This window comes from Sinomonas sp. ASV486 (assembly GCF_030908215.1).
Lineage (GTDB): Bacteria > Actinomycetota > Actinomycetes > Actinomycetales > Micrococcaceae > Sinomonas > Sinomonas puerhi.
On the sequence record NZ_JAVFJK010000017.1, the window covers coordinates 32,841 to 52,384 of the forward strand.

Below are 19,544 nucleotides of genomic sequence, written 5' to 3' on the forward strand. Positions count from 1 at the left end.
TCGCGCCGGCGCGCAAGCACCGACCAGCACTGACCGAGTCCCCCGGGGGGACCGGGGGTTGAAAGTTGGGAGGAGAGCAAACCATGAAGAAGTGGACGCGCTGGGAGGACTACGTAGCGATCGTAGCCGGCCTGTACGCGGCACTTGCAACGTTGTGGACGACGCAGACCACGTCGTCGACATCGCTCATGCTCGTGTTCGGTGTTCTGCTGGTCGTCTCGGGGGTCACCAATCTGGCCATGCCGAGCACGCCGTGGCTCGAATACGCGCAGTGCGCGTTCGGGGTCCTGCTTTTCGCGTCCCCGTGGATGGGCATGTACACCGCCCACATGGGAGCGTCCTGGACCTCGTGGATCGCTGGCATCATCGCCGCTGGAGCGACAGCCGCAGCCTTCAAACCGGCTATCGACGCTCAGCATCATCGCGTGATGCCTTCGCACTGAGCGAGTCATCTCTTCACATCACACCGGCCGCGGTCCCCTTGGGGCCGCGGCCCTTCCGTGGCCGCATGTTGGTCGCGGGTCTGAGGCAGAGTATGGCATTGGATTGCCGCGACGGCGCGGCCAGAGCACCGTCTGCTTGTTGTCGGTGCGGCCGGAAGGTCCGCAGGAACATCGATCGGAGGCGCTACGCTGATCAGGCTTGCCCCTACTAGCTGGAGAAGAGGGCCATGGCTGATACGACGCCCACCGCGCCCAGACGGCAACTCGCCGAGATCTGGTCGGACGGTCTGGGAAGAGCGGGCATCCGCTCCATCCAGACACTCGCCGTCGGGGCTCTGGTCTGGGCGGTGGTCTGGATCCTGCTCAGAGTCCCGCTCGTCGTCATCCCGGTGTTGATCGCGGCGATCCTTGCCTGTGCCATTGCCCCGCTCGTGGGCTGGCTCCATGCCCACGGATGGCCGCGCGCCTTGGCTGTGCTGACCTCGTTCGTGGCGATCCTCGCCGTGTTCGGCGGGGTCATCACGGCGATCGTGTTCCTCGTCCGGGCTCAGGCCCACGAGCTGGCGGACCGATTCACGGCCGGCTTCGAACAGCTCCACGCCTTCCTCAACAATGGGCCTGTCCGGATCAGCGACGAGCAGATTACCCAGGCTCGCGACTCAATCCAGCACTTCTTCACCTCGGGCGGCATCGGGGCCGAGGCTCTCACGGGGGCGCGGACCGCGGGCGAGATCGCCACGTCACTCATCCTCATGGCCGTCATTCTGTTCTTCTTCCTCAAGGATGGCAGGCAGATCCTCGAGTTCCTGCTCGGATTCATGCCTCCCGCGCAGCGCGACACGGCCCGTCTGTCCGCGGAGCGCAGCACGGTTGTCCTTGGCGGCTATGTACGCGGCACCGTCCTGATTGCCGCCGCCGACGCGGTCATCGTTTGCACGGGGCTGCTGATCCTGCGTGTTCCACTGGCCCTCCCGCTGGCTGTCTTCGTGTTCATCGGCGGGTTCATCCCGATCCTCGGGGCAACCCTCGCAGGTCTGCTCGCGGTCGGCGTGGCCCTCATCTCGAACGGCCCCGTGACGGCTCTCATCGTCTTGATCGTCGTCCTTGCCGCGAACCAGATCGAGCACCACCTGCTCCAGCCTTTCCTCATGGGCAAGGTCCTCTCGATTCACGGACTCGCGATCATCCTCGCTCTCGCCTCCGGGACGGTCCTCGCCGGCATCATCGGGGCCCTGCTGGCCGTGCCGGTCACCGCGACAGCGTGGACCGTCATCAAGACGTGGACGGGAAGGGACCAGCCTGGGGAAGCCGCGTCTGCCGGGGGAGAAGGGCCCGCCTAGAGGGCAATGCGGGATGCAGAAACCCCTCTCAGTCCCGCTTGAGCGGGTCTGAGAGGGGTTTGTGGAGCCTCCTAGCAGGATCGAACTGCTGACCTTCTCATTACGAGTGAGACGCTCTACCGTCTGAGCTAAGGAGGCATTCCAGTGCTCCGCGAGGCGGAACCACCGGGAAACTACTCTAGTCGAGTCCTCCGCTCGCGGTCAAAACGGTTCAGCCTTCCCGAACGCTTTCCCGAAAGGTGGGTGGCGGCCACCACCCCCAGCGTGGCGGCCGCCGAACACTCAGATACCCGGCCTGCACCGTTATGACGCAAGTTCGTCGAAGTTTGTGGCCCGCCGGTCTCGCAGGCAGTGCGCGCCGCCCGCGCAACAAGCGTGTTCACCCTGTGTACGCGGTGAGTTCAGGCGCACGACGAGCCGGGCTGGGATGCTCGGGAAACCCCGGTCCGGTCCGGGGCCTGCGAGAGGAACGAGGTCCGATCAGTGACGCTCCACCTGCGGTCCGCGCACGAGCGCGAGACGCGTCTAGCCGTGCTGGACATGAACGGCACGACGATGACCGACGGCGGCGCGGCTGAACGCGCCGTCGAGCGCGCCCTGCAGGAGCGCGGCGTGCAGGGGGCCCGGCTCGACGACGCGCTGGTCCGGTCCCGTCGAAGCGCGGGGCTGGACCGCTCCGAACTGTTCGCGACGATCTTCGCGGGCGACGTCGGCGCCGCCCACGCGGCGTCCCGCACCTTCTCTACGGCATACGACGCGATGATCGCCGACGGTGCCATCCGGCCGATTCCCGGTGCCGAGGACACCGTCCATGTGCTGCGCGACCACGGGCTCAAGGTCTGCCTCGTCACGGGCTTCGGCCGCCACACCCAGAACAGCATCCTCGAGGCCCTCGGCTGGATGGGGCTTGCCGATCTCTCGCTGTGTTCAGAGGACGCGGGCCGCGGGCGCCCGTACCCTGACATGATCCTCACTGCCGTCCTGGCCCTGGACGTCGAGGACGTCCGCGATGTCGCGGTCGTCGGCGACACAGTGGCGGACATCACGTCGGGACGCCGGGCCGGAGTCGGTGCAGCCTTCGGCGTGCTCACGGGAGCCAACACCGAAGATGAACTCCGTGCTGCGGAGGCGGACGCCGTCGTGCCCTCGATCGTCGACGTGCCGGGGCTCCTCTGGCCCGTCCGCACGACGGTCCTGAGCTAGTCCCGGCTCAGGGGCGCGCACCGGCTCAGCAGTGCACGCCGTCGGCGGGTGCCTTGTGGTCCACGAGGTATGCGTCGACGTTGCTGTCGACGCACCTCGAGCCGCGCCCGTAGGCCGTGTGGCCCTCGCCCTTCCACGTCAGAAGGGCAGCGTTCCCGAGCTCGTTGCGCAGGTTGCCGGCCCATTCGTACGGCGTGGCCGGGTCTCCCGTCGTGCCGACCACGAGGATCGGGCTATGGCCCGAGTAGTGCGCCGGCGCCGGCGTGCGCACGGGCTGGTAGGGCCAGTCACGGCAGTTCACGCCTCCGTAGGCGAAGAACTCGCCGAGCGTGGGGGAGGCCTGCTTGAGCTCCTCGGCCTCGGCCCGCATCCCGGCCGTCGTCGAGTCGGTGGGGTAGTCGAGGCAGTTGTACGCCGTGAAGGCAAACGAGCTGTTCGAACTGTAGGTGCCGTCCTGCTCGCGGTCTGCGGCGATGTCTGCGAGGCGCAGCATGCCGCTGCCGTCCCCCCGAAGGGCGCCCTTGAGCGCCTGCGTGAGGGCAGGGTAGTTGCTGTCGTTGTACAGGGGCAGGATGAACCCGTTGACGAAGTCGATGCTGTTGACGATCCGGCCGCTGCTCGTGGACATCGGATGGGCGTTTACCGAGGTGAGCAGGGTCTGGATCTGCGCGACGGCGTTGTCTTCCGGACCGGACAGCGGGCAGTCTGACTGGGACACGCACGATCGGACATAGGCGTGGATGGCTGCCTCGAAGGCGCGGGCCTGGCCCAGCGTGATCTCGTGGTTGCCCAACGCCGGGTCCAGCGCGCCGTCGAGCACCATACGGCCCACCCGGTCCGGGAACAGGCCCGCATACGTGGCGCCGAGGAACGTGCCGTAGGAGTAGCCGAGGTAGTCGAGCTGCACCTGCCGGGCAGCGGCGGCGCGGATGACGTCCACGTCCTTCGCGGCGCTGATCGTGTCGGTGTGGGCGAGCATCGGTCCGGTATTCGCGACACACGCGTCGATGAGCTGCTTCTGCTGTGCGAACTCTTCCTGCAGGCCGGCATCGGTCTCGGGGTCCGCCGTGACCTGCCGGAGCGCGTCCCGCTGGGTGTCGTTGAGGCAGGTGACCGGGGCGGAGCGCTTGACGCCGCGTGGGTCGAACCCGACAACGCTGTATGCGTCGAGCAGCTTGGCCGAGAACATGGTCTGCACTGAGTCCTTGACCAGGTCATACCCCGAGCCGCCCGGCCCGCCCGGGTTGACCAGGAGGCTTGCTTTCGCGTTGCGGCCCGTGAGGCGGATGAGGGCCAGTTTTGCCGTGTCAGCCGAAGGCTTCGCATAGTCGACCGGGACCTCAACGGTCGCGCACTCGAACTTGCCGCCCTCGCACGGCGACCACTGCACCGGCTGCGTGTAGAACCGCTCGAGTCCCGCGGGAGCTCCCTGGGTGGCCGCCGCATCACCGCTCGGCTGGGACGCGCTCCCGGTGGACGGCGTGCATCCCGTGAGCACAAGGAGTGCGGAGACCAGTGCTGCCAGCACAGGGCCGAGCATCGAGCCCGGCCGGGGCCGCGGGGAAGCAGGGGTCGTCACAGGTCTCCTCGGAGCAGGGCCACGGCCATCGCCTCGACCGCGAGAAGCGGAGCGACGTTCGTGGTGGTGATGCGCTGGCGGGTGGTGTTGATGGCATCCATCCGGGCCAGCGTGGCCTCAGGGGTGGACGTCTCGGCAAACTGGCGGATCTCGGCGCCGAGATCGGCGTTGACCGGCTCGACGCCGCCGTCGAGCTGGACCATGAGCACGTCCCGGTAGAACGAGAGGAGGTCCGTGAGCGTCCGGTCCAGGGAATCGGTCACCGAGCGCTTGGCTCGGCGCTTCTGATCGTCCTCGAGCTGGCGCAGCTGTGACCGCAGGGAGGGCGGGAGCCTGTCACCCTCGGCGACTCCCAGAGTCTCGAGGAGCCTGGCGCGTTCTGCGGCGTCACGCTCGTCGTTGGACGCGGTCGCCTCATCCGTGGCAATCGTGACGAGCTTCTCTGCGAGGGCCACGGCCTGGGAGACGGTCCCGAGCGCGAGCGGCGCGCGGACCGTCTCGGAACGGCGCTCCCTGGCCGCGGTATCGTGCGCGAGTCTGCGGGCTATCCCGATGTGGCTCTGGGCGGCGCGTGCCGCCTCGAGCGCGAGGGCGGGGTCGGCGCCGTCGCGCTCCACGAGCAGGTCAGCGACGTCCTGCACCGGGGGGAGCCGCAGTCCGACGGGCCGGCAGCGTGAACGGATCGTCACGAGCACGTCGGCGGGCGAGGGTGCGCACAGCATCCACACCGTGCGCGGCGTGGGCTCCTCGATCGCCTTGAGCAGCACGTTCGTGGTGCGTTCCGCCATGCGGTCGGCGTCCTCGACCACGATGATGCGGTACCGGCCCGTCTGTGGCCGGTCGCCGGCCTTGGCGACCATCTCGCGGGCCTCGTCGATCGTGATCGTGACCTTCTCGGTGCGCACGAACTCGACATCCGGGTGGGTCTCCGTGAGTACGGCATGGCAGCTCGGGCACACGCCGCAGCCGCGCGCCGTGACGTCGTCGACCTCGCAGTTGAGGGCTGCCGCGAACGCCTTGGCGGCCGTCGACCGGCCGGAACCGGGCGGCCCCGTGAACAGCCATGCGTGCGTGAGGCCTTCTCCTGCGGCCGCCCGGCGCAGCTGTTCGACCACGGGCGCTTGGCCGCGCAGATCGTCCCAGACGGTCACGCGCGGGTCCCGTCTCCCGCGCGCAGCACCGAGCGGACGCCCTCGGCCACGGCCGAGGCGAGCTCGCCGGCGGGCCGTGCGGCGTCGAGCACGAGGGACGACGCCGGGTGCGCCGCGGCGAGCTCGAGGAAGGCCTCGCGGACGCTGTGGTGGAAATCGTCCGGCTCTGACTCGAGGCGATCCTCGGCAGCGTCTCCGGCGGTGCGGCGGGCGCGTCCCTGCGCCGCGTCGAGGTCCAGCACCACTGTCAGGTCCGGCCACAGTCCCTCGGTAGCCCAGTCGTTGAGCCCGCGGACCTCTTCGGCGCCGAGCCCCCGCGCGACGCCCTGGTAGACGATGGAGGAGCCGATGTAGCGGTCCGTGATCACGACGGCGCCCCTCGCCAGTGCGGGCCGGATCGCCTGCGCGACGTGGGCGGCCCGTGCGGCAGCGAAGATGAGGGCCTCGGTGCGGGAATCGATCTCGCCATGCCCGTGCTCGAGCACGAGGGCACGGAGCTTCTCTCCGATGTCCGTCCCGCCGGGTTCCCTCGTGAGCAGGACCTCGCGGCCCTCGGCCCGGAGCGTCTCGGCCAGCAGCCGCGCCTGCGTGGACTTGCCCGCTCCGTCCCCGCCTTCGAAGGCGACGAAGAGCCCCGGGGCGGTCGGCGCAGCGGGGCGGGCGGGCGGAAGGATAGGGAGGTCACCGGGGGAAGTCACTGCCTCAAGCCTACCGGTGGTTGAGGGTCCGGCCGGCCCGGGGCGGCCTGGCGTGGACAACGTCCGCAGCCCTCGTCAACGCAGCATCAGGACATGCCGCAAGCGGGCCGGTATGACGGCGACTGCGGATGCGGCGTTGCGGATGGCTAGATTGGGAACCATGACCTCTGACCCCGTCTACCCCCACCTCGACGACGCCGCCCTCGCCGCCCTTTCTCCCGAGACCCTGACCGTCGCGGCGGGCAGGCCCGAGCGCGGTCCGGATGCCCCGGTGAACCCCGCGATCGTGCTCTCGTCCACGTTCATGGGCCTCGGCGGGGTCGGCGAGGGGTCGCGGGGGTATGCGCGCTTCTCGAATCCCACGTGGGATCCATTCGAGGATGCTCTGGGCAAGCTTGAGGCCTCGCCCCTCCCGGCGCTCCTGTTCAGCTCTGGAATGGCTGCGGTCGCTGCTGCGATGAGCCTCGTTCCGGTGGGCGGCGTGCTCGTGGCCCCGCGGCACTCGTACTCGGGCACCCTCGGGCTCGCGCAGCTCAAGGCGGAGCGGGGAGAGCTCACCCTCCTCGAAGTGGACATCGATGACACCGAGGCGGCTTCTGCCGCTCTTGACGGCGCCGACGTGCTCTGGGTCGAGAGCCCCACCAACCCCATGATGGAGGTCGCGGACCTCCCCGCACTTGTCGCCGCAGCGCGTGCGGCCGGGGTCCTGACGATCGTCGACAACACGTTCTCGACCCCGCTGGGACAGAAGCCCCTCGCGGTGGGTGCGGACGTCGTCGTGCATTCCGCGACCAAGTACCTCGCCGGGCACTCAGACGTGCTCCTCGGCGTGGCCGTCGCGGCGAGCGAGCAGCTGCGCGGGCGCCTGCACCAGCAGCGCACGCTCCACGGTGCCATCGCGGGCCCCTTCGAGGCCTGGCTCGGGCTGCGCGGCCTCCGCACCCTCGCGCTGCGGGTCGAGCGCTCGCAGGCCACCGCGGGGGAGCTCGCCCGCAGGCTCGAGGAGCACCCCGCCGTCGCGCGCGTGCGCTACCCGGGGCTCCCCTCGGATCCTGGCCACGAGCGAGCGGCAGCCCAGCTGACCGGCTTCGGATCGATCGTGAGCATCGAGCTCGACGACGCCGCGGCCGCCGACGCCTTCGTGGCCCGCCTCGCGCTCTGGCTCCCCGCCACGAGCCTGGGCGGCGTCGAATCGACGATCGAGCGGCGGCGCCGGCACGCCGCCGAGCCGCTCACCGTCCCCGAGGGCCTCGTGCGCCTCAGCGTGGGAATCGAAAACGTCGAGGACCTGTGGGAAGACCTCCATCAGGCCCTCGGCGCAGGGCTGTAGGCTGATCTCGTGGACGGCAAATTCCTCATCGCATGGATCCAGTACGGCACGTTCTATGTGACCGGGCTGATCTGCGCCGGGGTCGCGGTGTGGGGGTTCATCGACTGCCTCATCCGCAAGGGACCCGCGTTCGAGGCGAACCTCAAGCGGACCAAGGGCTTCTGGCTCGGGCTCACGGGCGGAGCTGCCTTCGTGACCCTGCTCGGACTGGCCCTGCCCCAGGGCAGCGGCTTCATCTTCGGCTTCGGTGGGTACGGACTGTTCAACATCGCGGCCGTCACGGCTGCGGGCGTCTACCTCGCCGACGTCCGCCCCGCGGTCGCCCGCCGCTGACGTCCCTCGCCGCCGAGGCCGGGTCTCCTCATGCGGAGATCGGGCCGAGCCTGCCTGAAGCCGCCCGCCGCGCCCGGATAGGCTGATCTCCGTGGTGGAGAAGGCGAGGCCGGTCCGGACTGCTTCCGGGCACAGGGGGCGCGGCGTCGTCGGCAACGTGACCAGGGGGACCACGAACCCCAACCGGATGCGTAGGGTGGATCGCTGGATCACGGGAACCCAGGCCAGACGCCTCCTCTCCCACCCGCCCCGACCGCACGCCGTCGACCTCGGCTACGGCGCCTCGCCGATCACCGCCGTCGAACTGTTCACCCGCCTGCGCCACGTCCGCCCTGACCTGAGGCTCACGGGGATCGAGATCGAGCCACGCCGGGTTGCGGCCGCAAAGCCCCTCGAGCGCGATGGCCTCGACTTTCGCGTCGGCGGATTCGAGCTGCCCGTCGAGGGCCGCCCGGTCCTCGTACGCGCGTTCAACGTGCTGCGGCAGTATGAGGAGTCCGACGTCTCCGGCATCTGGGACCTCGTCCGTTCCCGCCTCGCGCCCGACGGAATCTTCATCGAGGGCACGTGCGACGAGATCGGTCGGCGCGCGGCGTGGGTGACGCTCGACGCCGCGGGGCCGCGCGCGCTGTCCCTCGCCGTGCGCTTCGGCTCGTTCGACCGCCCGTCCGATGTGGCGGAGCGCCTCCCGAAGGCGCTCATCCACCGGAATGTCCCGGGGGAGCGCGTCTACGCTTTCCTCTCGGCGCTCGACGCCGCATGGCTGGCCGCCGCTCCGCTCGCGCCGTTCGGGGTGCGGCAGCGCTGGCTCGCGATGTGCCGATCGGTCAAGGCAGACGGCTGGCCCGTGCTTCACGGTCCTAGTCGATGGCGGCTCGGGGAGCTCACGGTTGCGTGGGAGGCCGTGGCGCCGGACGGCCCCCGCTGAACGCGACCCGTCTACACGGGGTGATGTCGGGCCTACACGGGGTGATGTCGGGCTGGCACGGGGTGATTTCGGGGGTTCGTCACGGAGGCCCGGCGGCCGCCCCTTGCCGGATACGATGGCCCCATGACCTACACGCTCATCCTGCTGCGCCACGGGCACAGCGAATGGAACGCCAAGAACCTGTTCACCGGTTGGGTGGACGTGGACCTCAACGACCAAGGCCGTGAGGAGGCCCGCCGCGGCGGCCAGATGCTTGCTGACAAGGGCCTTCTGCCGGATGTTCTCTACACGTCCCGCCTCAAGCGAGCGATCAACACCGCGAACATCGCACTCGACGTCGCGGACCGCGGCTGGATCGACGTGAAGCGGTCCTGGCGGCTCAACGAGCGCCACTACGGCGCCCTCCAGGGCAAGGACAAGGCCCAGACGCTCGCCGAGTTCGGCGAGGAGCAGTTCATGGTCTGGCGCCGCTCCTACGACACCCCGCCGCCTCCCCTCGCGGACGATTCGGAGTTCTCGCAGGCGGGCGACCCGCGCTATGCGGACCTCGGCGACGCGATGCCGCGCACCGAGTGCCTCAAGGACGTCCTCGAACGACTCCTGCCGTACTGGGAGTCGGAGATCAAGGAGGACCTCAAGAGCGGCAAGACGGTCCTCGTGACGGCGCACGGCAACTCGCTGCGCGCCCTCGTGAAGCACCTCGACGGCATCAGCGATGACGAGATCGCGGGCCTGAACATCCCCACCGGCATCCCGCTCGTCTACGAGCTCGACGAGGACTTCAAGCCCACCAACCCCGGGGGCACCTACCTTGACCCCGAGGCCGCAGCGGCCTCGATCGAGGCGGTCAAGAACCAGGGCCGCAAGTAAGGCCTGCACTACGTTCGACGGCGGGGGCCCCCCCGCGTGGGGGGGGGGGGGGGGCCGCCGCACGCCCCCGGGTGGGGGGGCATCCACTAGTTAGGACGGCGGCCGCCCACCTTCTCGAAGGTGGGCGGCCGCCGTCCTACTCAGCGCGTTGGGTGAGCGTCAGCTCGAGGTGTTGTCGCCGTCCCACTCACCGGTGACGAGGTAGGAGACCTTGCGGCTCACGGAGACGCCGTGGTCGGCGAAGCGCTCGAAGTAGCGGCTCACGAGGGCCGCATCCACAGCGGCGGCAGGCGAGCTGGTCCAGGACGGGTTCGCGATCGCGCGGAACACGCCGGCGTGCAGTTCGTCGATCTCGGCGTTCGCGGCCTGGATCCGGGTGGTGCGCTCGAGATCGTGGTCGTCGAGGAGGCCCACGAGCTCGTCGGCGATGGTCTTGTCGAGCTCGGCCATACGGGCAAACGTCTTCTCGAGCGACCCCGGCGCTGCCTTCTCCGGGTACCGGAGGCGGGTGAGCTGTGCGATGTGGCGGGCGAGGTCGCCCATGCGCTCGAGCGAGGCGCTCATGCGCAGCGAGCCGACGATCGTGCGGAGGTCAGATGCCACAGGGCCCTGGAGGGCGAGGATCTCGATCGCCTTCTCATCGATGGCGGTCTGGAGGAAGTCGATGCGCGCATCGGCCGCGATGACCTCCTGCGCGAGCTCGACGTCCGCGGAGGAGAAGGCCTCGACGGCCCGGTTGAGGGCCTCGGATACCAGCGTTGCGATCTCGACGAGATCGTCGTGGACCTTCTTGAGCTCCTCCTGGAATACCTTTCGCACGGCGGCGTCCTTTCACAGGGGTGGCGAGTCATTGCCCGATGGGCACTCCGACTCGTCACACTGTCAGCGGTGGGTGAATTGTTGCCCGTCCTGAAGTGAACGTTAGTTGAACCGGGCAGGTGCGGCCAGCAGAGCGGAACGGGGTGGGCCGCGCCCGGCCTAAGCTAGCTGATGTGGATCCACTCGTCGTCGGCATCGTGGCGGGCCTTATCGGCCTGTCTTTCGGCGCATTCGGCGTTCTTGCCTTCCGGGCGAGCCAGCGCCAGCGCCAGCTCCTCGAGGGGCCCGAGACGGAGGGCAGTTTCCCGGACGGTGCAGCGGACGTGCTCTCGGTGCTGGGCAAGGCCTTCGTGGTGGTCGACGCCGTTGACGGCGTGGTCCGTGCGAGCCCAGCCGCCTACGCCTATGGCCTCGTCCGGGGCCACACAGTGGTGCACCGCGAGCTCCTGCAGATGACAGCGAAGGTCCGCGGGAACGGCGTCATCCTCGAGAAGCAGTTCGAGCTGCCGCGCGGCCCGCTCGGCCAGGGGACCCTCGTCGTCAATGTCCGAGCTGCCGTCCTCGGCGACGAGTACATCCTGCTCCTCGCCGACGACAGGACGGAGCTCACCCGCACTGAGCAGATCCGCAACGACTTCGTCGCGAACGTCTCGCACGAGCTCAAGACTCCGGTGGGCGCCATCTCTCTTCTTGCCGAGGCCCTCGAGGCCAGCCCGGACGACGAGGAAGCCGTCCGGCGGTTCGCCGCGCGCATGCACAAGGAAGCCAGCCGCCTCGCCGCACTCGTCCAGGACATCATCGAGCTCTCCCGTCTCCAAGGTGCAGACGTCGTGCACCGCGGACGGGCCGTGGACATCAACGATGTCGTTGCGGACGCCGTGGACCGCTCCCGTCTCGTGGCTGAGGCGAAGAACATCGAGGTGCGTGTGGGCGGCCGCATCGACGTTCCCGTCTTCGGCGATCCGGACCTCCTCACGAACGCGTTCCGCAACCTGATCGACAACGCGATCCGGTACTCGCCCGAGAACACCAAGGTCGGGATCGGCCTCAGGCACAAGGACGGCCTCGTCTCTGTCTCCGTCACGGACCAAGGCGAGGGGATGACCCCGGAGGACCAGGGACGCGTCTTCGAGCGTTTCTACCGCGTCGACGCCGCGCGGTCGCGTCAGACCGGCGGGACGGGACTGGGACTGAGTATCGTCAAGCACGTGGTGGAGAACCACGGCGGCGAGGTGACCCTGTGGTCGCAGCCGGGCAAGGGATCTACCTTCACCGTGAGGCTGCCCGACATGGAACAAGACCCCGAAGATCATCGAGCGGCCCCCAGGTCGCCGGAGCAAGGAGCGATGGCTTGAGCAGGATCCTGATCGTGGAGGACGAGGAGTCGTTCAGCGACCCCCTCTCGTTCCTCCTTGCCAAGGAGGGCTACGAGGTCGAGGTCGTGGACAACGGCAGCGACGCGCTCGTCGAATTCGACCGCAACGGCGCAGACCTGGTCCTCCTGGACCTGCAGCTTCCGGGCACGCCAGGAACCGAGGTGTGCCGGCAGCTGCGGGCACGCTCGAGCGTTCCCGTCATCATGCTCACTGCGAAGGACTCCGAGATCGACAAGGTCGTGGGGCTCGAGCTTGGCGCCGACGACTACGTCACGAAGCCGTACTCGTCGCGTGAGCTGGTGGCCCGCGTGCGCGCCGTCCTGCGCCGACACGGCGAGCCTGAGGAGCTCATCTCCTCGACAGTCCAGGCAGGTCCGGTGCGCATGGACGTGGAGCGCCACGTGGTCAGTGTGGATGGGGAGCAGGTGGCGCTGCCCCTCAAGGAGTTCGAGCTCCTCGAGATGCTGCTGCGCAACTCGGGTCGTGTGCTCACGCGCGGACAGCTGATCGACCGTGTGTGGGGTTCGGACTACGTCGGTGACACCAAGACCCTTGATGTGCACGTCAAGCGCCTCCGCGGCAAGATCGAGCCCGACCCCTCGAGCCCGCGCTACCTCGTGACGGTCCGTGGACTCGGCTACAAGTTCGAGCCCTGATCGGCCCGTTCTCCCTGCATCTGCCTGAAGCACAACCTTAAGCGCGACGTCGGGGGCGGCCCCGGCCGCGGGGGGGGGGGCGCCGGCGGGGGTGGGCGGGGGGGGGCCCCGCGCCATCAAGACCACCCATACGCCCGCGGCCGCCCCCCCCCCCGGCGGGGGGTGCGCGCCCGACGTCGTATGTCGCCTGCTGGAACCGGGCATCCGAGCCCGGCTCAGAGGCTAGCGGCTCGCAGTCGCGGAAGCCGAGGCCGAGGCCGAGCTGGAGGCAGAGGCCGACGCCGAGGCGGAACCCGACGGCGTGGCGCTCGGGGTCGGGAGGTACTGGCGGTACTCGGCGAGCGTGCCGTCGACGACCGGGATCTGGACGTCCTGGCTCGTGCTGCCAGCGGTGAAGGAAACGGTCGCGAGCGCGCCCGGGAGTGCCCCCGTCTTGCTCAGGCTCACGGGGCTGCTGGACTTCTCCAGCTGGACCTCGCCGTGCTTGGGGACGTTGAGGCGCGTCGTCGTCGACCCGTCCTTGAGCGTCAGCGTCTCGTCTTTATCGGAGGAGTTGAAGACGGTGCCCACGAGGCGGCCCGGCGCATCGGCCGAGGCGGAGCTTGAGGAGCCGGCCGTGCCGCTCGAGACGATAAGCATATTGCGCAGCTGCAGCGTGCCGACGTCCGCACGGATGCCGTCTGAGGCGGAATACGTGTGGGTGGTCTGCTGGGCGTTGATGTAGCCGCAGCCCGTGGCGGTCAGCAGGCCGACGCCAAGCGCGGCGACGACGGCGACGCGCTGGGCCGGCTTCGTTGCAGTGAAACGCACAGCTGGCTCCTGATCAGGGTGTGAGGAAGTCTGGTCGGGGTTAGCCTATCGCCAATTTCGACGTTCTGTAGATTCGGCGCGTTTCGCGTCAGATGGCGTTTGCACTGCATCCTTAACAGGCGCGCGCCTGCGGACGTGAAGCATCTTTTTCGCTCCCGGTCAACCCCTCGGCGGGGGCTGTATCGCCACACTTCCGCGTCATTCCGGGCTTCGTGCGGGGTCACGGGGCCGGTCCGAGACGTGAGACGTGCTAGACTAGTCTGCGGGAAAGGGGAATGTCCACATGGTTTTTGAGGTTGGCGAGACGGTTGTTTACCCCCACCACGGTGCGGCGAAGATCGAAGAGATCAAGATGCGCACCATCAAGGGCGAAGAGAAGATGTATCTCAAGCTCAAAGTGGCCCAGGGTGATCTGACGATTGAAGTACCGGCCGAAAACGTGGACCTTGTCGGGGTCCGCGATGTTGTGGGCAAGGAAGGCCTCGAGCACGTGTTCGACGTCCTCCGTGCCGAATTCACCGAGGAGCCCACCAACTGGTCCCGCCGCTACAAGGCGAACCTTGAGAAGCTCGCCTCCGGCGATGTGATCAAGGTGGCCGAGGTCGTGCGTGACCTGTGGCGCCGCGATCAGGACCGCGGACTGTCCGCGGGTGAGAAGCGCATGCTGGCCAAGGCCCGCCAGATCCTCATCTCCGAGCTCGCGCTCGCAGAGAAGACTGACGAGGAGCAGGCGGCCACTGTGCTGGACGAGGTCCTCGCGTCCTAGTCCGCTGAACTTCCACGAAGGCCCCGGCGCCCGCCGGGGCCTTCGTGCTGTCTGGGCCCCGCTGTCCAGGCAGGGCACGCGCCTCGTCTAGGCTGGAGCGCATGAATGACGCCGCCCATCCTGCCGCACCGACCGCCGTCGTGATCGTCGCTGCGGGGTCGGGGACGCGGCTCGGGTATGGGCTGCCCAAGGCCCTCGTCCCGCTCGCGGGGGCGCCCCTGCTGCTCCACGCCCTGCGCGGAACCGCGGGAGCGGGCCTCGCCGAGCAGATCTGCGTCGCCGTACCGCCCGGGGACACCGAGCTGACCGCGCTGTGCCGCACCTTTGCCGAGGAACTCGGCGCGACCGCCCCGGACATCGCAGTGGTCGAGGGCGGGGCGACCCGCGCCGATTCGGTGCGCGCCGCCCTTGCCGCGCTCGCGCCGGGTATCGCGCACGTCCTCGTGCACGACGCCGCGCGGCCGCTCACGCCGCCCGAGGTGTTCCGCCGCGTCTGTGACGCCCTGGATCGGGGTGCCTCGGCGGTCATCCCGGCCACGCCCGTGGTCGACACGATCAAGTCCACCGCCCCCACGGAGGGCGACGCCGCGGCCATCGCCGCCGAGGTGGTGACAGGCACGGCCGTGCGTGAGCAGCTGCGCGCGGTGCAGACGCCACAGGGGTTCGACGCCGAGACGCTCCGGCGCGCCCACGAGGTCGCCGCCGGCTGGGACCCCGAGCAGGCCGCCGCGATTACGGACGATGCGATGCTCGTCGAATCGCTCGGAACCCCGGTCTATGTGGTCCCCGGGGATCTCCAGGCCTTCAAGGTCACGACGCCCCTGGACCTCCACTTCGCTGAGACGTTCATCGCCGCACAGGGCGGCTGAGCGCACCCGGTTGTTGGGCGCCGCGCAGCGGAGTCGAAAACAGCGGAGTCGAAACCAGCTAGTCGCAACCGAAAGGCAGCCCCATGATCATCCCGCGTACAGGGATCGGCGTCGACGTCCACGCGTTCGCGCCCGACGACGCCCCACGGCCCCTGTGGCTCGGCGGACTCCGATGGGAGGGGGAGCGGGGCCTGGCCGGCCACTCGGATGCCGACGCCGTGGCTCACGCCGCCGCGAACGCGCTCTTCTCGGCGGCGGGCCTCGGGGACCTCGGCACTCACTTCGGAACGGACCGCCCCGAGTATGCAGGCGCCTCCGGGGTGACGCTCCTCGCGGAGGCCGCGCGGATCGTGCGTGGGGCCGGCTTTGAGATCGGCAACGTCGCCGTACAGCTCGTGTGCCAGCGGCCCAAGTTCTCGCCCCGTCGGGCTGAGTCAGAGCGCGTGCTGTCCGAGGCCGCCGCCGCGCCCGTGGGGGTCACGGCCGCGACGACCGACCACCTCGGCTTCACGGGCCGCCGCGAGGGCGTGGCCGCGATCGCGACGGCGCTCGTCTACGTCAGGCCGGAGTAGGCTCACTGTCCGCCCGGCTCGATGAGCCCGGACTCGTACGCGAGAACCACGGCCTGCACCCGGTCCCTCAGCCTGAGCTTGGTCAGGATGCGGCCCAGATGAGTCTTGACCGTCGTCTCGGAGAGGAACAGCTCGGCCGCGACCTCGGTGTTCGAGAGTCCGCGGCCCACCGCGGCGAGCACGTCCCGCTCCCGGGGGGTGAGCGCTGATAGCCGCTCTCCGGGCCGGCCGGGTGCCGGACGCTGAACGAAGTGTTCGACGAGCCTGCGCGTGATGGACGGCGCGAGAAGCGTCTCGCCGGCGGCGACGGCGCGCACGCCGTGACCTAGCTCAGACGCGGGAACGTCCTTGAGCAGGAACCCGCTTGCGCCAGCGCGGATCGCGTCATAGACGTACTCATCGAGATCGAAGGTTGTGAGCATGAGGACCTTCGCGGCGCCTACGGCGCAGATCCGGCGGGTCGCCTCGATCCCGTCCATGACGGGCATGCGCACGTCCATGAGCACGACGGCGGGCGTGAGCCGCGCGCACTCGCGCACCGCCTCGGCGCCGTCCGCCGCGGTGCCCACCACGTCAAGATCCGGCTGGGCGTTCAGGATCATCGCGAAGCCCTCGCGGACGAGCCGCTGGTCGTCAACGACGAGGAGCGTCGTCCGCTCCGCGCTCACGGCGAGCCCAGCGGAAGCGTCGCCCGCACATGGAAGCCGCGCGGCGGCGTCGGACCCGCCTCAAGACTCCCGCCACACAGTTCGACGCGCTCGCGCATGCCCCGCAGGCCGAGGCCGCCGCTGCGGGAGGTCACCGGCACCGCACCGACCGGGGAGCTGGGGACTGCAGTGGGGACGGCAGTGCCGTCATCATCGATGTCGATCCGCAGGGACCTCGGGCCGTACTGATAGGCGATGCGTGCAGGCGCGGCGCCGGCGTGCTTGACCACGTTTGTGAGCGACTCCTGGACCACCCGGTACGCGGCGAGGTCCACCGCGGGCGCAAGCGTGTGCGGCTCGCCGGAGGTCGCGATGTCCACAGTGAGTCCGCTCGCTCGGAGCCTGTCGAGCAGCTCGGGGACGTCCGCGAGGCCGGGCTGCGGGGCTAACGCCGCCGATTCTGAGCCCGAACGGAGGCCTGCGAGCATGGCCCGCAGCTCGTTCAGCGCCTCGCGGCCGGTCGTCTGCACAGCCCCAAGGGCGCGCCGTGCCCGGGCTGGGTCGGTGTCCAGGATGCTCTCCGCGGCACCGGCCTGGACCACCATGACGCTCACGGCATGCGCAACGACGTCGTGCAGCTCCCGCGAGATGCGGGTCCGTTCGAGCTCCACCTGGGCCCGTGCCTCGGCGTCGCGCGAGGCCCCGAGCTCGCGGGCGGTCGCCTCGAGCGCTGCGAGAGCTCGCTTGCGGGAGGTGAGCAGGCGCGAGATGCCGAAGACTGCGAACATGACCGCCGCGTTCCAGATCAGGGAGCCGACCGGGTCTGCGAACCCTACCGACACGGTCAGGAGCAGGATCACCGTGCCCCACAGCCCCACCGCGAGCGGGACTCGTGCGCCGAGGGCCCAGATGATCGACATCCCGCCCGCGAGGGTCGCTGTCGAGTTGTCGAGGCGATAGCCAAGGGCAGGCCCGGCTGCGAACACGCCACCGATGAGCAGCGTGGCGGCATACGGGTGCCTTCCGCGCATCAGGACGGCCACGGCAATGAGGCCGATGACGATGATGCGCTGGGCGACCGTCCAGGCGGTGACCCCGCCCAGCCACTCCACGAACGCGAAGGCCACGGTCAGGGCGGCCATCGACACGTCACCCCAGCATGAGGGGAGGGGCCGCCCGAACGGCGACGGGATCCACCGGGCCGCAACCATGGCTCGACGATACGCCCGCCACCAGCGAGGCCGCCACGCACCGTGGGAGGACCCGCATCCTCCCCGGGGAGGACCTCGGGCGCGACGGGATCATTCCCCGCCGAGCCGTTCCTGCCCCCGCGCACGATTCGGGTCGGGCCCGCGGATCCGTACGGTGCAGGGGTCAGTTCATCACCGACCCTCAGGAGTCACCATGACCGCCATCCTCCCGCCGTCCACCGTCTCGGCAGCGCGCGCACCCCAGCTGCGCACGTACGCCGGTGCGGCGTCTCTCGGCCTCTTCTTCATCACCTCGTTCGCCACGCAGTTCCTCTTCTCCGACGGCGGCCCGGATACCGCCGCCACCCTGCGTGTCATCGCGGCCGGCCCGGGCACGGCGATCGCGTGGGGCTGGATCATGCTGGCCCTCGCCGCACTGTGGCTCGGTGGGGTCTTGTTCCTCGCCGGCGCAACGCGGGGCCGCGGCTCCGGATGGGGTGCCGCCGGGACCCTCGCGGGAATCCTCGGAACCGTCGGCATCACGCTCATCGGGATGCACGCACTCACCGCGGCGGCCCTCGCGCAGACCCCTCTCGACGGTGCCGCCGCGACCTTGCAGGCCCTCGACGGGGCGGCCGGCTGGTTCATCTTCCCCCTCATGACATGCCAGATGCTCGCGGTCGCGCTGTTCGCGCTGTCGCTGTGGCGGCAGGGAACCGTGCACCGCTGGGTTGCGGCCGCGGGCTGCGCCGCGGTGGTCGTCTCCGCTCTTCCCTGGACCTTCTCGGGACCAGCAGCCCTCGGGCTGGGCCTTGCATCGCTGGGGGTCGGGACAGGCGCCGTCATCAGGCTCCGCCGTGCCGCCGGCTGGGTCGAGGCGCCGGCCCAGGCCTACCGCGTGTGGGCTGGCGCGGCGTGCGCCGTCGGGCTGCTCGTCCTGAGCATCCTCAAGGATGCACTCTTCGCCGGAGCCGATGATCCCGATGCCGCGCTCGCGGCCGTGGGTTCGCATCCCGTCCCACTCGTCGTCGAAGGGGTCATGGCACTCGGGGTCGCCGCGCTCTTCGCGGGGACTACGGCGTTTTTCGTTGGCTCCGTGCGCGGGCGGGGGAGCGGCCTCGCGGCGGCGGGTGGCGTGCTGGGCATCGTGGGCTCGGTGTCCATCGCCTCGATGGGGGCCCTTGACTTCCTGACCGCCGCGCTGGGTGTGAGCGGTGCCGGGACGGGCGTCTTCGGACCGCTCGCCGGGATCCTGTTCCCCGCCTTCATGCCGCTCTTCCTGGCCGAGAACCTCATGCTCGTCGCCTTTGCCGCGGCGCTGTGGCGGTCCGGGGTGACCGCGTGGGTGCCTTTTGCGCTCTCGCTCGTCTTCGCTGCGGTCGCCCAAGTACACCCGGTTGGACCCGTCGCGCTCGCACAGATGGCCCTCGGGCTCGTCGTGGCCGGATGGCTCGCCTACCGGATCCTGCGCTCCCGCGGGCTGTGGCCCCGCCGCGTCGACTAGAATGGATGGCTGGTCCCTGCCGGGGCCAGCCATCCTTGTCTCCAACCCCGGGAGTCCCGCATGAAGAAGACGCTCATCGCCGCCACGATCGCGGCCACGATGCTGCTCACGGCCTGCGGCGGCGACGGTCGGCTCAGCGTCCAGGAGAGCTGCAAGCTGCTCAACAGCGACCAGTTCAAACCCACCGGCAACCAGATCGAACAGACCAAGCAGATTGCCGACCACTACGCGGACATGGCCACCAAGGTGGACCCCTCGATCGGCACGGTCATCCAGGGCATGGCGGACCTCCAGAAGAAGGTCGCCGAGTCCACGACGGGCATGGCCACCGCCCAGCAGCGCCAGCAGTTCACTGACGCGATGAACAACATCGGCAAGGTCTGCGGCAACTAGTCGACCACGCGCCGTCGCCCGCCGACTCCCATCACGTCCGCCCGATCGTCCCGGCACCCACCCGATA

Annotated in this window: 21 protein-coding genes and 1 tRNA gene; 14 read left to right on the plus strand and 8 right to left on the minus strand. The window is 69.6% G+C overall.

Annotated elements, in window-relative coordinates:
* Positions 1 to 83 precede the first annotated feature (83 nt).
* Together RBS60_RS19035 and RBS60_RS19040 are read left to right on the plus strand one after the other, a co-directional pair.
* The gene (locus RBS60_RS19035; RefSeq protein WP_307959117.1) at positions 84 to 443 is read left to right on the plus strand and encodes an SPW repeat protein; all 360 of its coding nucleotides are present in this window, start codon (positions 84 to 86) and stop codon (positions 441 to 443) included.
* Between the two features lie 227 nt (positions 444 to 670).
* Positions 671 to 1,783 carry an AI-2E family transporter gene (locus RBS60_RS19040; RefSeq protein WP_307959118.1) on the plus strand — a complete coding sequence of 371 codons (1,113 nt, stop codon included), beginning with the start codon at positions 671 to 673 and terminating at the stop codon, positions 1,781 to 1,783.
* A 62-nt stretch (positions 1,784 to 1,845) separates the two neighbouring features.
* Here RBS60_RS19040 and RBS60_RS19045 read toward each other — a convergent pair.
* Positions 1,846 to 1,921: transfer RNA gene (locus tag RBS60_RS19045), tRNA-Thr, on the minus strand.
* 345 nt (positions 1,922 to 2,266) lie between these two features.
* Between RBS60_RS19045 and RBS60_RS19050 the strand changes: the two genes are divergently transcribed.
* The gene (locus RBS60_RS19050; RefSeq protein ID WP_307959119.1) at positions 2,267 to 2,986 is read left to right on the plus strand and encodes an HAD-IA family hydrolase; all 720 of its coding nucleotides are present in this window, start codon (positions 2,267 to 2,269) and stop codon (positions 2,984 to 2,986) included.
* 25 nt (positions 2,987 to 3,011) lie between these two features.
* Here the strand turns inward: RBS60_RS19050 and RBS60_RS19055 are convergent, their stop codons facing one another.
* Genes RBS60_RS19055 through tmk form a run of 3 tightly spaced genes read right to left on the minus strand, consistent with a single transcriptional unit; the run spans position 3,012 to position 6,414 of the window.
* Positions 3,012 to 4,565: an alpha/beta hydrolase gene (locus tag RBS60_RS19055; RefSeq protein WP_307959120.1), complete on the minus strand. Its 1,554-nt coding sequence runs from the start codon at positions 4,563 to 4,565 to the stop codon at positions 3,012 to 3,014.
* Positions 4,562 to 5,716 (minus strand): DNA polymerase III subunit delta', encoded by a 1,155-nt coding sequence (locus tag RBS60_RS19060; protein WP_307959121.1) that lies wholly within the window; start codon positions 5,714 to 5,716, stop codon positions 4,562 to 4,564. Before RBS60_RS19060 ends, RBS60_RS19055 begins: the two co-directional genes overlap by 4 nt.
* Positions 5,713 to 6,414 carry a dTMP kinase gene (gene tmk / locus RBS60_RS19065; RefSeq protein ID WP_307959122.1) on the minus strand — a complete coding sequence of 234 codons (702 nt, stop codon included), beginning with the start codon at positions 6,412 to 6,414 and terminating at the stop codon, positions 5,713 to 5,715. Before tmk ends, RBS60_RS19060 begins: the two co-directional genes overlap by 4 nt.
* A gap of 160 nt (positions 6,415 to 6,574) precedes the next feature.
* On the opposite strand from tmk, the gene RBS60_RS19070 reads away from it, so the two are divergent.
* The 4 genes from RBS60_RS19070 (at position 6,575) to RBS60_RS19085 (ending at position 9,875) form a co-directional block, all read left to right on the plus strand.
* Positions 6,575 to 7,744, plus strand: a complete 1,170-nt coding sequence (locus tag RBS60_RS19070; protein WP_307959123.1) for a PLP-dependent aspartate aminotransferase family protein — start codon at positions 6,575 to 6,577, stop codon at positions 7,742 to 7,744.
* A 9-nt stretch (positions 7,745 to 7,753) separates the two neighbouring features.
* A complete protein-coding gene (locus RBS60_RS19075) occupies positions 7,754 to 8,077 on the plus strand; it encodes a DUF2516 family protein (RefSeq protein WP_307959124.1) in 324 nt (107 codons plus the stop codon).
* Positions 8,078 to 8,264: 187 nt separating this feature from the next.
* On the plus strand, positions 8,265 to 9,005 hold the full coding sequence (locus RBS60_RS19080; RefSeq protein WP_307959146.1) for a class I SAM-dependent methyltransferase: 741 nt from the start codon (positions 8,265 to 8,267) through the stop codon (positions 9,003 to 9,005).
* A gap of 123 nt (positions 9,006 to 9,128) precedes the next feature.
* Positions 9,129 to 9,875 carry a phosphoglyceromutase gene (locus RBS60_RS19085; protein ID WP_307959125.1) on the plus strand — a complete coding sequence of 249 codons (747 nt, stop codon included), beginning with the start codon at positions 9,129 to 9,131 and terminating at the stop codon, positions 9,873 to 9,875.
* 159 nt (positions 9,876 to 10,034) lie between these two features.
* On the opposite strand, the gene phoU is transcribed toward RBS60_RS19085, so the two are convergent.
* Positions 10,035 to 10,694 carry a phosphate signaling complex protein PhoU gene (gene phoU, locus RBS60_RS19090; RefSeq protein WP_307959126.1) on the minus strand — a complete coding sequence of 220 codons (660 nt, stop codon included), beginning with the start codon at positions 10,692 to 10,694 and terminating at the stop codon, positions 10,035 to 10,037.
* Positions 10,695 to 10,867: 173 nt separating this feature from the next.
* On the opposite strand from phoU, the gene RBS60_RS19095 reads away from it, so the two are divergent.
* Together RBS60_RS19095 and RBS60_RS19100 are read left to right on the plus strand one after the other, a co-directional pair.
* On the plus strand, positions 10,868 to 12,049 hold the full coding sequence (locus RBS60_RS19095) for an ATP-binding protein (RefSeq protein ID WP_307959127.1): 1,182 nt from the start codon (positions 10,868 to 10,870) through the stop codon (positions 12,047 to 12,049).
* Positions 12,046 to 12,726, plus strand: coding sequence for a response regulator transcription factor (locus tag RBS60_RS19100; RefSeq protein WP_307959128.1), 681 nt, complete (start codon positions 12,046 to 12,048; stop codon positions 12,724 to 12,726). The genes RBS60_RS19095 and RBS60_RS19100 overlap by 4 nt, the downstream gene beginning before the upstream one ends.
* A 222-nt stretch (positions 12,727 to 12,948) precedes the next feature.
* Here the strand turns inward: RBS60_RS19100 and RBS60_RS19105 are convergent, their stop codons facing one another.
* Positions 12,949 to 13,536, minus strand: coding sequence for a hypothetical protein (locus tag RBS60_RS19105; protein WP_307959129.1), 588 nt, complete (start codon positions 13,534 to 13,536; stop codon positions 12,949 to 12,951).
* A gap of 283 nt (positions 13,537 to 13,819) precedes the next feature.
* On the opposite strand from RBS60_RS19105, the gene RBS60_RS19110 reads away from it, so the two are divergent.
* From RBS60_RS19110 to ispF, 3 genes are all read left to right on the plus strand, one after another.
* A complete protein-coding gene (locus RBS60_RS19110; RefSeq protein ID WP_066495480.1) occupies positions 13,820 to 14,302 on the plus strand; it encodes a CarD family transcriptional regulator in 483 nt (160 codons plus the stop codon).
* A gap of 101 nt (positions 14,303 to 14,403) precedes the next feature.
* On the plus strand, positions 14,404 to 15,171 hold the full coding sequence (gene ispD, locus RBS60_RS19115; RefSeq protein ID WP_307959130.1) for a 2-C-methyl-D-erythritol 4-phosphate cytidylyltransferase: 768 nt from the start codon (positions 14,404 to 14,406) through the stop codon (positions 15,169 to 15,171).
* Positions 15,172 to 15,254: 83 nt separating this feature from the next.
* On the plus strand, positions 15,255 to 15,743 hold the full coding sequence (gene ispF, locus RBS60_RS19120) for a 2-C-methyl-D-erythritol 2,4-cyclodiphosphate synthase (protein ID WP_307959131.1): 489 nt from the start codon (positions 15,255 to 15,257) through the stop codon (positions 15,741 to 15,743).
* 2 nt (positions 15,744 to 15,745) lie between these two features.
* On the opposite strand, the gene RBS60_RS19125 is transcribed toward ispF, so the two are convergent.
* A complete protein-coding gene (locus RBS60_RS19125) occupies positions 15,746 to 16,411 on the minus strand; it encodes a response regulator transcription factor (protein WP_307959132.1) in 666 nt (221 codons plus the stop codon).
* Positions 16,408 to 17,601 carry a sensor histidine kinase gene (locus RBS60_RS19130; RefSeq protein WP_307959133.1) on the minus strand — a complete coding sequence of 398 codons (1,194 nt, stop codon included), beginning with the start codon at positions 17,599 to 17,601 and terminating at the stop codon, positions 16,408 to 16,410. The genes RBS60_RS19125 and RBS60_RS19130 overlap by 4 nt, the downstream gene beginning before the upstream one ends.
* 193 nt (positions 17,602 to 17,794) lie before the next feature.
* Here RBS60_RS19130 and RBS60_RS19135 point away from each other — a divergent pair, with 193 nt between their 5' ends.
* Together RBS60_RS19135 and RBS60_RS19140 are read left to right on the plus strand one after the other, a co-directional pair.
* Positions 17,795 to 19,084 carry a hypothetical protein gene (locus RBS60_RS19135; protein WP_307959134.1) on the plus strand — a complete coding sequence of 430 codons (1,290 nt, stop codon included), beginning with the start codon at positions 17,795 to 17,797 and terminating at the stop codon, positions 19,082 to 19,084.
* Between the two features lie 60 nt (positions 19,085 to 19,144).
* Positions 19,145 to 19,477 (plus strand): hypothetical protein, encoded by a 333-nt coding sequence (locus RBS60_RS19140; RefSeq protein ID WP_307959135.1) that lies wholly within the window; start codon positions 19,145 to 19,147, stop codon positions 19,475 to 19,477.
* The last annotated feature ends 67 nt before the right edge of the window (positions 19,478 to 19,544 follow it).